Source organism: Streptomyces scabichelini, from assembly GCF_011045015.1.
Lineage (GTDB): Bacteria > Actinomycetota > Actinomycetes > Streptomycetales > Streptomycetaceae > Streptomyces > Streptomyces scabichelini.
This window is the reverse complement of sequence record NZ_JAAKZY010000276.1, coordinates 1-12,553: the sequence shown is the minus strand read 5'-3', so window position 1 is coordinate 12,553 and position 12,553 is coordinate 1. Positions and strand designations below refer to the sequence as shown.

Annotated in this window: 11 protein-coding genes; 5 read left to right on the top strand and 6 right to left on the bottom strand. The window is 71.1% G+C overall.

Translation table 11 applies throughout. From position 1 onward, the window contains the following. The 3 genes from G5C60_RS45385 to G5C60_RS45375 form a co-directional block, all read right to left on the bottom strand. Positions 1-1,168 (bottom strand): nickel transporter (locus G5C60_RS45385; protein WP_165269210.1); only part of this gene is annotated, 1,168 nt, incomplete at its 3' end. A gap of 86 nt (positions 1,169-1,254) precedes the next feature. Continuing rightward, a complete protein-coding gene (locus G5C60_RS45380) occupies positions 1,255-2,778 on the bottom strand; it encodes a tetratricopeptide repeat protein (RefSeq protein WP_241267540.1) in 1,524 nt (507 codons plus the stop codon). A gap of 104 nt (positions 2,779-2,882) precedes the next feature. Then, positions 2,883-4,448, bottom strand: a complete 1,566-nt coding sequence (locus G5C60_RS45375; protein ID WP_165269204.1) for a DUF4331 domain-containing protein — start codon at positions 4,446-4,448, stop codon at positions 2,883-2,885. Between the two features lie 274 nt (positions 4,449-4,722). On the opposite strand from G5C60_RS45375, the gene G5C60_RS45370 reads away from it, so the two are divergent. The 4 genes from G5C60_RS45370 (at position 4,723) to G5C60_RS45355 (ending at position 8,556) form a co-directional block, all read left to right on the top strand. Next, complete coding sequence (locus tag G5C60_RS45370; protein ID WP_165269208.1) at positions 4,723-5,265, top strand: ECF RNA polymerase sigma factor SigK; 543 nt, start codon at positions 4,723-4,725, stop codon at positions 5,263-5,265. Next, complete coding sequence (locus tag G5C60_RS45365) at positions 5,262-6,086, top strand: anti-sigma factor (protein WP_165269202.1); 825 nt, start codon at positions 5,262-5,264, stop codon at positions 6,084-6,086. The genes G5C60_RS45370 and G5C60_RS45365 overlap by 4 nt, the downstream gene beginning before the upstream one ends. Before the next feature lie 115 nt (positions 6,087-6,201). After that, complete coding sequence (locus tag G5C60_RS45360; protein ID WP_165269200.1) at positions 6,202-6,471, top strand: hypothetical protein; 270 nt, start codon at positions 6,202-6,204, stop codon at positions 6,469-6,471. 330 nt (positions 6,472-6,801) lie between these two features. Further along, positions 6,802-8,556 (top strand): amidohydrolase, encoded by a 1,755-nt coding sequence (locus G5C60_RS45355; RefSeq protein ID WP_338146118.1) that lies wholly within the window; start codon positions 6,802-6,804, stop codon positions 8,554-8,556. Positions 8,557-8,566: 10 nt separating this feature from the next. On the opposite strand, the gene G5C60_RS45350 is transcribed toward G5C60_RS45355, so the two are convergent. Both G5C60_RS45350 and G5C60_RS45345 read right to left on the bottom strand, forming a co-directional pair. Continuing rightward, entirely contained in the window at positions 8,567-9,361 is a 795-nt protein-coding gene (locus G5C60_RS45350) for an ABC transporter permease (RefSeq protein ID WP_165269198.1), read from the bottom strand. Next, complete coding sequence (locus G5C60_RS45345; RefSeq protein WP_165269196.1) at positions 9,358-10,317, bottom strand: ATP-binding cassette domain-containing protein; 960 nt, start codon at positions 10,315-10,317, stop codon at positions 9,358-9,360. The genes G5C60_RS45350 and G5C60_RS45345 overlap by 4 nt, the downstream gene beginning before the upstream one ends. Positions 10,318-10,380: 63 nt before the next feature. Between G5C60_RS45345 and G5C60_RS45340 the strand changes: the two genes are divergently transcribed. Beyond that, positions 10,381-11,091 (top strand): TetR/AcrR family transcriptional regulator, encoded by a 711-nt coding sequence (locus tag G5C60_RS45340; protein WP_165269194.1) that lies wholly within the window; start codon positions 10,381-10,383, stop codon positions 11,089-11,091. 52 nt (positions 11,092-11,143) lie between these two features. Here the strand turns inward: G5C60_RS45340 and G5C60_RS45335 are convergent, their stop codons facing one another. Continuing rightward, positions 11,144-12,343, bottom strand: coding sequence for a type ISP restriction/modification enzyme (locus tag G5C60_RS45335; RefSeq protein WP_165269192.1), 1,200 nt, complete (start codon positions 12,341-12,343; stop codon positions 11,144-11,146). Positions 12,344-12,553: the final 210 nt, after the last annotated feature.

Sequence of the window (12,553 nt, the reverse complement as noted above, 5' to 3'; positions counted from 1 at the left end):
AGTTGTGTATAAGAGACAGGGCCTGGTCATGCCCGTTCTCATGCCCGTGGCCATGCCCGTCGTGGCTGTGTGTGTGGCCGTGATCGTGCCCGTGATCGTCCGAGTGGTCGGGACCGTGATCGTGAACATGGCCGTGGCTGTGCCCATGTCCGTGCGCATGTCCATGCCCGTGTCCGTGCCCGTGTCCTCGTTGGCGCCACGCCCTGCGTACGAGGGTGGCGCCGGCGACGGTGACGACGATCCCGCTGGTCACACCGAGCCAGGCGATCACGGAGGGGGCGGCCGCAGAACCGGCGGTGACGAGGATGCCGAGGGCGATCACGCCCAGGGTGTGGGTGACGGTCACGGAGGCGGCGAGCGGCAGGACGTCGCGGAGGGTGGCGTTGCCGCGGGCGGCGGCCGTGGCGGCCATGATCGTCTTGCCGTGGCCCGGGGCGAGGGCGTGCAGCGCGCCGAGCAGTACGGCGATGCCCATCGCGAGCGCCGCGAAGCCCAGGCTCAGGTCGTGCCGGGCCACCAGCTCGTCGAGAGCGCGAGTCCAGCGGTCGGCGCCGCGTGGCAGTACGGAGGAGGCGGGGGCGTCGGCGCTCTCCTCGTCGAGGGCGGGGCCGCCGGGACGGGCGTCCAGGGATGCGGTCGCCGTGTCCTCCGGTGACGACAGCAACTCCTGGGGGTAGCTGGTCAGTTCACGGGACACCGACTTCGTGGGGACGTCCGATGAGGTGAGGGTCATGCGGTCGCCGCGCGCCGTGACCTCGCGCCAGCCGGGGCCGTCGTCGACGGCGGCGTGAAAGCGCAGGGAGACGTCGCCGTCGGACAGCGGTGCCGTCCAACGGCACTCCACCCGAAGGGTGTCGAGCCCCGCCTGGCCGGGCCGCACGCGTACGCGGCTGTCCCCGACGGTCAGTGCGGCCTTGCGCCCGTCCACGGTCACCCGGCTCTTCCGGGCCGCCGTCTCGCACCGCTGCCGGGCCCAACTCTCCTTGCCCGCCTTGTCGATCGCGGGCTTGGCCTGCGTCGCCGGGATCTCCGCGAGATCCTCCACGTGGTCGATCCGCAGCTTCCCGGGACCGATGACGAGACCGTCGTACCGGTTGACGGTGAAGTTCCCCAGCGGGTGCGCGGCCGCCGTTCCCGTCGGTACGAGCAACAGGGCGAGGGTGGCCATGAGAACCGCCACGCAGGCGGCGAACCGGCGACGGCGCACGGAGTGCGGCGCATGCGCCTTCCGCGCCGTCTTCCCTGCGGTTGCGCTCACTTGGCACCGCCCAGCGCGTCCAGGGCCGCACGGGCGGCCTTGGCGCCCAGCGGTGAGAAGCCCCGGTTGAGTTCGAGAGCCGCCGACAGGTTGTCGCGGGCCTCCTTCTCGTGGCCGGTGGCGCGTTCGATCATGCCGCGGTGGTAAAGGAACGTGGCGTCGCGGTAGCCGGTCGCCGTGGCACGGCGGGAGTAGGGGAGGGCTTCCTCGTCACGGCCGTTGACGTGGAGTGCCCAGGCGAGGGCGTCCGCGGTGTGCACGGTCTGCCGGCGGTCCCACTCCGCCTGCGCGGCGCGCAGGGCGGCCTTGCGATCGCCGTGGTCCGCCGCCGCGAGGGCGGTGTCGAGGTCGGCGTTGACGCCGTTCGCGCGGGCCAGCGCGGTCCACGCGTCGACCAGGGCGTACTGGTCGCGGGCCTTGGCCTTGTCGCCCTCGCCGCCGCGGGCCTCGTACAGCTCGCCCAGCTCGACCAACGGGCCGGGCAGCGGATAGCTGGCCACGACCTCTTCCATGCCGCGGATCGCGGCCGCAGGGTCGCCGTTCGCGGCCTGGGCCCTGGCACGGCCCTCAAGGGCGGGGAGGTACGCCCCGTCGGCCCGCAGCGCCCGCGCGTAGTGCTTCAGCGCGGTCCCGTACTCGCCCTCGCGCCAGGCGAGTTGGCCGAGCGATGTCGCCACGTACGCCACGTCTCCGGGGGCGGTGGCACTGGCTAGCGCCTGCTCCAGGACGCGCCGCGCGGTGGCTACGTCACCGCGCAGCTCACGCACGTAGGCGTACCGCGTGAAGACCGGGATGCCCGGGCGACGGGCGTCGGCCTCGTCGGTGGCCTTCAACGCCTCGTCGTAGCGGCCGAGTTCGACCAGGGCGTCGATCCGCGAGGACAACGCCCGCTCGTTGTACGGGTTCTGGTCCAGCGCGTCGTCCGCGTACCGCAGCGCCTCGCGGAAGTCGTGCCGCGCCGCGGCCAGCGCCGCGCGGCCCGCGAGCGCCGGGTCGTTGTCGGGGCTCAGCTTCAGCGACCGCTCCAGCGCGCGCTGCGCCTGCGGATAGCGCGACGGGTCGCCGTGCGTACGCGCCTGCTCGACATACGCGACACCGAGCGTGGCCCACCCGTTGAAGTCCTTGGGCTGCGCCCGCAGATGGCTCTGAAGCGCGGATATCGTCGAGTCCAGACTCCCGCTGGCCAGCAACTCGGGGGCGACAACGGGCCCCGACGCCGCCGTACTCGCCGCACCGTCGTCCCGTGCCCCCATCACGACGGCCGCCGCGGTCATCGCAACAGCGAGAGCAACAGCACAAGCGGCCATGCGCAACGCCCGCCCCCGCCGGGACTCCCGCCCGGCCTCGCCCCCGCTCTCCTCGTGCGCGGAACCGGCGGCGTCGGCCTTGCGGGCGGCCTTGTCGGCCTGGGGTGTGTCCCCGTCGTCAGCGAGTGCGGTGGCTTCGATGCGACCCGGGTCCTGGTCGGTCTCGTCGGCGCGGGCCCTCGGCTGCGCGTCCTCGTTCTTACGCGGGGACATGCCCTCTCCTAAATTTCCTGGGTGGAAGCGGACGTGGTCGAAGGTGAACGGCGCGGCCCGCGCCGTGGGGGTTGGTGGGTACGGGCCGCGCCAGTCGGGGGCGGCTAGTAGTAGCCGCGGACCCGGCGGCGGCTGCGCCACCACAGCAGGCCCGTACCGAGCAGCAGGAAGCCGGCCGCGCCCGACACCGCCGAGACGGCGACCAGCGTGGTGTCGTCCATGCTGCTCACGCCGTTGCCGCTCGCATTCGTGCCCGTGGGCGTCAGCGCGTCGCCGAGCTGGTTGCGCACGTCGCCCTTCGTGGCGTCCGTGCCCTTGGCCAGCGGGCCGCGCGAGCCCGAGGTCGGCTGGGCCACGTACGGGAACGCCTTCTCGAACTCCTGGTCGTTCTTGTCGACCGCGTCGCCCAAGTCGTTCTTGGCGCCGAGCAGTTCACCCTCGACGACCTGGAGCGAGGCGTCGATCACGTCGTCGGTGAGCCGACGCCCGTTGGGGAAGCCCGCGTTGTCGCCGTCGAGCACACCGAGTCGCTTCGGCTCGGCCGCCGGTTTGATCGAGGTGTTGAGCCGCAGCATCTCCGAGGGCCGGACGTACGGCGGCTGGTTGAGATCCGGCACACCCTTCAGGAAGACGTCCACCAGGTCGTTCCTGGGCTCGTCCGGCGCCGGGATCTTGTAGATCGCCTCGATGAGCTTCGGCAGCTCCGGGTTGGTGACGTTCTGCAGGAAGTCGGCGTCGTTCCAGGGCGCGGACGCGTTGAACTTGTCCTTGTCCTTCAGCGGGTTGACGACCTCGTTCACCAGCGGGTTCCCGAGCCGCGAGACCTGCCTGAAGTTCCCGTCCGCACCCTTGCGGTTCGTGGTCGCCCAGACCCCGACGACCGGCTGCTCGGCCGACTGCTGGATCAGCTCGTTCGGCAGCTGCAGGGCGATGGAGTTGACGTTGTATTCCTTGAGGGTGTCGTTGCCGACCTCCGACAGGTTCCCGCCGTACAGCAGGTCGAAGACCCGCAGATCCGCGAAGAACGGATCGTCCGCCTGACCGGCGAACGTCTTGGCCTTGTATCCGGCGATTTCCTTGACCGCCTGGTCGCGCAGCTTGGCGTAGTCCGGCATCGACGCCTTGCCGACGTTCGACGGCGCGACCGGCACGTCGTCCGCGACGTACGTCCGCTTCACGAGCTTCTGGTCCTTCAGCTTCAGCAGCTGAAGGTCGTACGTCTGCGTGATGTTGAGGTCGGGGTCGTCCAGGCTCTCGACCGGCCCCGTGTTGTACAGGAAGCTCTTGTCGTTCTTGATGTGCGTGTCGAACGTGTACCGGAACAGCAGATCGCCCTGCGCGTCCCCGTCCTGGTCGATGTGGATGTCGTACTGGGCATCCTCCGCGAACGTGTAGAAGTTCGGTCCGCCCGCCGGCTCCTCCATCGGGATCACGTTGGCCACGACCGTCGTCGTGTCCGGGTGGTCGGGGCTCACGAACGCGTACAGGTCCGTGTTGTCGAACTGCGGCGTCCCCGAGATCAGCGGGGCCTCGCGGTGGCTGGAGGCGCTCGCCTCGTCCGGTGCGAGCGCGGTCACGCCGGCGGCTGCTAGCCCCCCGGCAGCCAGCGCACCACAGACGAGGGTCGCGAGGCTCCTGCGTCCCACGATCCTGCGGGTGTTAGGTGTCATGCCGTCCGTCCTCTGTTACAAGCTGCGTTCCGGCGGTTCCGGCGAGAGCGACGGACGATGTCGTCCGGTCGGCCCTAGCGCTCGTGCCGCGTGGTTTGTTGCCTGACACACGCCATTCGGCGCCGTCGAGCGAGCGGATTGGTTCGAGATTCACCCGCGTTTTCAGGGAGTTGATCCGTAACCCCATCCGGAGGCGTGCTCGCGCCGAATGCTTGACTGTCGGGATGGCCGATACGCGGCCGGAGAGGGGGTACGGGTGGCGAGGGGGGTACGGGTGGAGGCGGACGAACTTCTGGTGCTCGTGGCCAGAGGCGACCAGAAGGCCTTCGAGGATCTGTACGGACTGGTGTCCGGGCCGGTCTTCGGCCTGGTGCGCCGCGTGGTGCGGGATCCGGCCCAGTCGGAGGAGGTGGCTCAGGAGGTGCTGCTCGAACTCTGGCGCTCCGCCGCGCGCTACGACCCCGGCCGCGGCAGCGCCCTCGCCTGGGTCCTCACCCTGGCGCACCGCCGGGCGGTCGACCGGGTCCGCAGCGCCCGCGCGGCGGGCGAGCGCGAACTGCGGGAGGCCCGGCGCGCGGACGGGCCCGCCTTCGACCAGGTCGCCGAGGAGGTCGAGGCCGGCCTGGAACGCGAATGGGTACGCCACTGCCTGGACCGGCTCACCGCGCTGCAACGCCAGTCCGTCACTCTCGCCTACTACGACGGGTACACGTACCGTGAAGTGGCCGAGCGGCTCTCCCTGCCGCTCGGCACGGTCAAGACGCGCATGCGCGACGGACTCACGCGGCTGCGCGAATGCCTGGGAGGTGCCGTATGACCGTCCTCTTCAGGCGTCGCGAACTGCACTCGCTGGCTGCCCCGTACGCCCTGGACGCCCTGGAACCCGGTGAACACCAGCGATTCGAGAAGCACTTGAAGCGCTGCGACAGCTGCGCCGCCGAGGTGCGCGCCCTTCGCGAGGACGCGGTCCGCCTCGCCTGGAACACGGCCGCCCCGGCCCCGGCCGCGATGCGCGACCGGGTCCTCATGGCCGTACGCAACACACCCCAGGAGAGCGCCACGGGGGCCCTCGCAGGGCCGCAGCCACACGCACGTGCCGCCGCACAGCCGTTGCCGGGCATGCGTGCCGCGCAACAGCCGCCACGCGCGCGTGTCCCGCGTCTGCACGGCCTCTTGTCTCCCCTCGCCGCCACCACCGCCGCGGCCGCGCTCGTCGTCGCCGCACTCTTCGGCGTCCAGGCGTCCCGCACCCAGGACCAGCTCGACCAGGAGCGGACCCAGGCACGTGAGATCGCCCACGTTCTCGCGGCGCCGGACGCCGCCGCGACCGCCGGACGCGTCGCGGGCGGCCAGGCCATCAATGTCGTCGCGTCCGCCTCGGAGCGCGCCGCCGTGGTGACCCCCGCGGGCCTCGCCACACCTACGAACGGAAGGGTTCACCAACTGTGGCTCATGAGACCAGAGGTGAAACCGCAATCCCTGGGCCTGCTCGAGGGCGACACGCCCTTGCTCGCCACCGACTTGAATACAGACGCGACGTCACTCGCCGTCACCGTCGAGCCGCAGGGCGGCTCTCCGCAGCCGACTTCCGCACCAGTTGTCCAACTCGCCCTGGAATCAGTTGGATTCGGAGAGTAATCGTCAACGGCCTTACGGAGAAGGTGAATCCTGCGCCCGGGATACACGAGTGTGATGAGGGAGCGATAGGGTTAACCTGCCCGGGCCGGGTGCCCTCGTATGGGTGGGGAGTGACATGGAACAGATAACAGTGCGTGGCAGGGCGCGAGTCCCTGCGATCACCTGCGGGAGCAGCGCGACCAGTTCGCGCCTCGACCGCCATCTCTCGGTGATGGGTGGCCCCGCCATCCCGCAGGGAGAGACGACCGAGGCGACCTCGCTGATGCGTGAGCTCACCGCACGTGACACCACGCACGAGCGCTCCGGCAGGGGTGCACGAGTGAGGCGGGTCTCGCTCTTCGCGCCACTGCGGCGACTGCGCCGTTCCCTGTTCGGCGGCCGCTGAGCAGCGGCCCCGGTCGCTGACAGACGACCGGACACCGAGCAGGACCCCGACCCGCGCTCAGGCGACAACACGGCCACGGCGCAGCGCTGCGGATCTCATCGTCCGTCATCCCCACGGCACGCAGCGGCGCCCGGAGTGTTTCCCCGGGCGCGGGTACGGCTCTCTCTCCGCTTCCTCCTCGGCTTCCTCACCGCGCGGCGGCGCGAGTTCTCGCACGTAACAGCCTTGTCATCCACGGATGTTGACGAGGCAATCTTCTGGGTCCAGGGTGGCTGATCGTTTACGCGATTCAATTGGCTGCTACACCAAACCTCGCCCCGGGAGGTGCGCGTGTGTGACCTGCACGATCACCACGAACACGAGTCGACGACCACGAACGGCCAGACCCTGAGCCGCCGCCGCATCATGCAGATGCTCGGCGCGGCAGGAGTGACGACCGCCGTCATGACGGCCGAGGCGGATCCCGTGATGGCCGCGTCGTCCGACAACATCTCGTCCGCTGCCACCGCGGCGGACACCTCGGCCGCGTACGAGGCGCCCGAAGGCCTCGCGAAGGACAGCCCCGCCAAGACGGCCGCGCTGGACTGGATCAAGGGCCAAAGCGACCGGATCACCGGCCTCAACGCCGAGATCTGGGAGAACGCCGAGCTCAGCCTGCGCGAGTGGAAGTCGTCGCTCGCCGAGGCCGGATTCCTCGAAAAGGCCGGATTCGACGTCGAGTTCGGGACCGCCGGCTTCCCGACCGCGTTCACGGCGACCTTCTCGTACGGCACGGGCGGCCCCGTCCTCGGCTTCAGCGGTGAGTACGACGCGCTGCCCGGCCTCTCGCAGAACAAGGGCGTCGGCCACCACGACCCGCGCGAGTACATCCACGACCCCTTCGCGCCCACCTACGGCCCGGGCCACGGCTGCGGGCACAGCGCCCTCGGTACGGCCGCCGCAGCCGCCGCGGCGGCGGTCGCGCAGGCCGCGAAGCAGCACAGGCTGCCGGTCACGGTGAAGTTCTTCGGCTCGACCGCCGAGGAGACTCTGATCGGCAAGACGTACGCGGTCAGCAAGGGCGTGTACGACGGACTCGACGCGTTCCTCGACTGGCACCCGTCGACGTCGAACGCCACCGGCTGGGGCACGAACTCCGCGATGACCGCGGTGACGTTCACCTTCCTCGGCGTCGCGGGCCACGGCGGCACCCCGCTCGGCAACAAGAGTGCCCTGGACGCCGCCGTGATGATGGCAACGATGTCCGAGTTCCTGCGCGAGGAGAATCTGGCCGCGTCCGGCCGCCTCCACTGGGTGATCAACAACGGCGGCGACATCCCGAACGTGACCCCCGAGATCGCGGAGATCTCGTACTACGTCCGCGAGGGCAGCCCGGCCCGCGTCCAGGTCCTCCTCGACAAGGTGATCGCCGTCTCCGAGGCGGCGGCCAAGGCATCCCAGACGAGCGTGCGGCACCGCGTCACCTCCGCCTGCTGGAACCAGCTCCCCTCGAAGTCCTTCGCCGAGCTGCTGCACGACAACATGAAGCAGCTCGGTCCGCCCGAATTCACCGACGAGGCCCAGCAGTTGGCGAAGGACCTCCAGGAGTCCCTCGGGCTGCCCCAGAAGGGCATGCACACCGAGATCGGCGAACTGACCGCGCCCAACCCGGTGTTCATGGGTGGCGGTTCGACGGACGTCGCCGACATCAGCTGGAACGTGCCGACGGTGTCCATGGGCGCCGCGCTCGCCCCGATCGGCACCAAGATGCACACCTGGTCCACCGCCGCCTGCGCGGCCGCCGCTCCCGGCCAGGCCGCCGTGATCGCCGCCGCCCGGTACCTGGCGGCGACCGCCGTCGACCTGATCACCCAGCCGGAGCGGCTGAAGGCGATCAAGGACGAGTTCAAGGAACGTACGAAGGGCATCGAGTGGAAGACGTCCCTGCCCGACGGCTATGAGCCGCCCATGTACGAGCCGCCGGACTGGTTCCTGAAGAAGACCGGCCAGAAGTGGCCGCCGAAGAACATCACCTGGCCCCCGAAGCGCGTGGTCTCCCAGGAGAAGTTCTCCTCCCTCGGGCCCGAACTCGCCCCACAGAAATAGGAATCGACGCTCATCGTCCGCCGGTCGCATACCGGCGGACGGCGAGCGGCAGGAACACCGCGAGGATCACCGCACACCAGGCCAGCGACCCCGCCACCGGATGCGCCACGGGCCACGCGGCACCCTCCGGCACGGGCGCGTTGCCGAACAGATCCCGGACCGCCGTCGTCACCGCGCTGATCGGGTTCCACTCGGCGACGGTGCGCAGCCAGGTGGGCAGGTTGTCCGTCGGGATGTACGCGTTGGACAGCAGCGGCAGCATGAAGGTCGCGCTGGCGAGCTGGCCCGCCGCCTCCTCGCTCTGTGAGGCGAGACCGAGCAGGATGCCGACCCAGGTGGCCGCGAAGCGGAAGAGCAGCAACAGCCCGAAGGCGCCCGCCGCTTCGAGCGCGCCGCCCTCGATCCGCCAGCCCATCGCGAGCCCGACCAGCATCAGCGGGACGAGTCCGGCCGCCGTGATCAGCAGGTCCGCCACGGCCTGGCCGACCGGGATCGCCGAGCGGCTCATGGGCAGCGCACGGAAGCGGTCCATCACGCCACGGTGCGAGTCCTGGGCGGAGGTGAACATCCCGGTCATGATGCCGCCTGCCACCGTCGCGACCAGCATCCCCGGCACCAGGTACGCCCGGTACTCCTGCCCCGGCATGGCGAGCGCGCTGCCGAAGACATAGCCGAAGAAGAGCAGGAAGACGATCGGCGTCGTCTGGGTCAGGACCGTGATCGCCGGCGCGTGCCTGACCTTCTGGAGGTGGCGGCCCAGAACCGCGGCCGAGTCGTGGACGGGGGAGCCGATGGCCGCACTCATGCGGTGACCTTCTTCCGGTCGGTGAGGCGCAGGAACACCTCGTCGAGGGTGGGCGGGCGCAGGCTCGCGTCGACGACCGGTACACCGGCGGCGTCGAGTTCGAGGACCACGCGGGGGAGCGTGACGGCCGGGTCGAGGACGACCGTGCCCGCCGTGCGCCGCTCGTGGTCGAGCACCGGTTCCGAGCCGGTCAGCTGGTCCAGGACGACCGCGGCGGCGTGCAGCGCGGGCTCGCCGCCGTCCGCGGCGACGACCACCTCGGCGTAACTGCCGATCTGCGCCTTGAGTTCGGCCGGAGTGCCCTGGTGCGCGGCCCGGCCCTCGTCGATCAGCACGATGGCGTCGGCCAGCCGGTCAGCCTCCTCCAGGTACTGCGTGGTGAGCAGCACGGTCGTGCCGGCCTTCGCCAACTCCCGTACGGCGTCCCAGATTCCGTTCCTGCTGCGCGGGTCGAGTCCCGTGGTCGGTTCGTCCAGGAACAGTACGGCGGGCCGGGTGATCAGGCTCGCGGCGAGGTCGAGACGGCGCCGCATGCCACCGGAGTAGGTGCGGGCCGGACGGTCCGCGGCGTCACTCAGCGCGAACCGCTCCAGCAGCTCGTCGGCCCGCGACCGCGGGGCGCGCAGCAGCCGCGCGAACAGCCGCAGGTTCTCGGCGCCCGTGAGATCGCCGTCCACCGAGGCGTACTGCCCGGTGACCCCGATGCCGCGGCGCACCGCGGCCGCCTCGCGGACGACGTCATACCCGGCGACACGCGCGGACCCGGCGTCCGGAGCCAGCAGGGTCGCCAGGACCCGGACCGCGGTCGTCTTGCCCGCGCCGTTGGGCCCGAGCAGCCCGCACACGGTGCCCTCGGGCACGGCGAGATCGAGCCCGCGCAGGGCGTGCACCACGTTCCCCCGGGAGCCGAACCGCTTCTCCAGCCCCTCACTAAGTACAGCGTACGTAGTAGTCATGGCTCGACCATACCTCACTACGTACGGTGTACGTAACTAGGATGGTGAGCGAGGTGATGATCAATGGCGGGCCGACCGGCCGTACCCGAAGTGATCTGGGCGCGCCCCGAGCGCACGGGCCGTGGTCCGAAGCCCGCGTACAGCCGCGGCGACATCGCCGCGGCGGCCGTCCGCATCGCCGACGCGGACGGCCTCGACGCGGTCTCGATGCGCCGCGTCGCGGCCGAGATCGGCTGCGGCACCATGTCGCTCTACAACTACGTGCCGCGCAAGGAGGACCTGTACGAGCTGATGGTCGACCTGGTCAGCGGGGAGTACGAACTGTCCGGCGGGCCCAGCGGCGACTGGCGCGCGGACATGCTGGGCATGGCCCGCCAGACCCGCGACATCATGCGGCGCCACCCGTGGCTGGTCCATGTGATGTCGACCGTCTACAGCATCAGCCCCAACGCCCTGCGCTATCTCGACTGGTGCCTCGCCTGCCTCGACGGCCTCGACGCACCGCCCGGCACGAAGCTGGAGCTGATCGGGATGATCAACGGCTCGGTCATGACGGTCGTCGCCAACGAACAGGCCATCGCCGAGCGCACCCGCTCCGTGCCGTGGTCGGCGGAGCAGGAACAGGCCGTGCGCGGCGCCTACATGATGAGCCGCGTCGCGACAGGCGACTACCCGCACCTGGCGGCGCTGTTCGCGCAGGGCGTCGAACCGCCGGACGACCCGGAGGGGGCGTTCGACCGGGTGCTCGGGCGGCTGCTGGACTCGTTCGCCTGAGCCGCGGCCCGACAGGGCCCCGGCAGGGTCCCGACAGGGCCTGGAACATGCCCTAGAGCAGGGCGAACTGTCCCTCGGGGCCCTCCTCGTGGTGGTCGAGGACGGAGGCGGGCTTGCGTGCCGCGGCCGGCACCGGGAGGACCTTCGCCTTGCGCAGCTCGGCCGCGGTGATCGGCGCTGTCACGGTCAACTCGGCCTGCTGAGGCGCCAGTTCCGCGAGCAGCGCCAGTACCGTGATCAGTTCCAGCAGCTCGGACGTCCAGGTCTGGGGCCAGGTGGCGGGGCGGATCGCCTCCAGGGTGCCGGGCTCCGGGGGAGTGGTCCGGGTGGTGAACCACTGGTCCAGGACCCGGACGCCCCCCACCGCGTAGTCCCAGGCGGCGGGCGGTACGGGCGAGATACGGCCCTCGTCGAGGTGGAGGGTCTCCTCGTCCCGGTCGTAGCGCAGTTCCAGCGGGCGGGGCGGGAGCGGGGCGCGCACGTAGGGGCGGCGGCCGCCGGGGAGCTTGGGGCGTTCGCCGTCGCGGCGCATCAGCCACAGCATGCGGTGGCCCAACTCGGTGCCGTACGCCCAGAGTTCGGGGTCGGAGGTCAGCGGGACGACGCATCCATCGGTGCCCGCCCGCGCCACCGCCACCGTCCAGGCGAGGAGGTCCAGCGGAGCGGGGGAGTGGCCAAGGCGTTTGGCCAGGTGGTCCACGAGGCCGGGCGCGAGGTTGGGTTCGAGGCCGCCGGGGCGCCGGAACAGGGGGTGTATGCGACCGGGACGGGCCGCGGGGACGTTCTTCGCCTGCGGCGGGAGAACGGGCAGGACGGGCGTGACGAGCAGCACGGGCTCCTCGGGGGCGGGCGCCTGCTCGACGGCGAACGCCTGGCGCTCGTCCGCCACTCGCCACAGTTCGGGGCGGGCCGCGTCGATCAGCCGGTTGTCCGGGATCAGCCACTGTTCGTCGAACGGCCCGTGCAGCACCCGTACGGGCTCCGGGCAGGGCCCCGACGCATGGGCCAGCCGCCCCGTCCCGCCGGACTGGCCCGGCAGCGCTGCCACCGCGGAGTGCAGGGTCCGCGCCCGCGTGACACCGAACAACGCCTCGCGATCGGGCCCTTCGGCCTTCACGAAGGCGTCCCAGCGCGCTTTCAGGGACGCCGCGTCGGGCGCCGTCGGCCACCCCCGGCCGAGCCGCGGCGGTGCGACGGACCACGGCATGAGGTCCGCGAGCAGCGGAGCGTCGTCGTGCGTCACGCTCGGCATCGTACGACGTGCCTCCGGCGGTTGAGCAGGTTGCCTCCGGGGGTGGTGGGTTCGGTTCTCGGGCGAGTGCGGGTGTGTGGGTGGCTGGTCGCGCAGTTCCCCGCGCCCCTGGGGTGGGTGGTGGGTGCGGGGTCGTGGGCCGGTGCGTCAGCCCGTCGCAGGGTGGGCATACGGCCCTTTGCTGGTACAAGGGGCGGGTTTCCTGAGACA

Coding starts and splice junctions, on each gene's coding strand:
- G5C60_RS45380 (WP_241267540.1), bottom strand. CDS start 2,778: ATGTCCCCGCGTAAGAACGAGGACGCGCAGCCGAGGGCCCGCGCCGAC.
- G5C60_RS45375 (WP_165269204.1), bottom strand. CDS start 4,448: ATGACACCTAACACCCGCAGGATCGTGGGACGCAGGAGCCTCGCGACC.
- G5C60_RS45365 (WP_165269202.1), top strand. CDS start 5,262: ATGACCGTCCTCTTCAGGCGTCGCGAACTGCACTCGCTGGCTGCCCCG.
- G5C60_RS45360 (WP_165269200.1), top strand. CDS start 6,202: ATGGAACAGATAACAGTGCGTGGCAGGGCGCGAGTCCCTGCGATCACC.
- G5C60_RS45350 (WP_165269198.1), bottom strand. CDS start 9,361: ATGAGTGCGGCCATCGGCTCCCCCGTCCACGACTCGGCCGCGGTTCTG.
- G5C60_RS45345 (WP_165269196.1), bottom strand. CDS start 10,317: ATGACTACTACGTACGCTGTACTTAGTGAGGGGCTGGAGAAGCGGTTC.
- G5C60_RS45340 (WP_165269194.1), top strand. CDS start 10,381: ATGGCGGGCCGACCGGCCGTACCCGAAGTGATCTGGGCGCGCCCCGAG.
- G5C60_RS45335 (WP_165269192.1), bottom strand. CDS start 12,343: ATGCCGAGCGTGACGCACGACGACGCTCCGCTGCTCGCGGACCTCATG.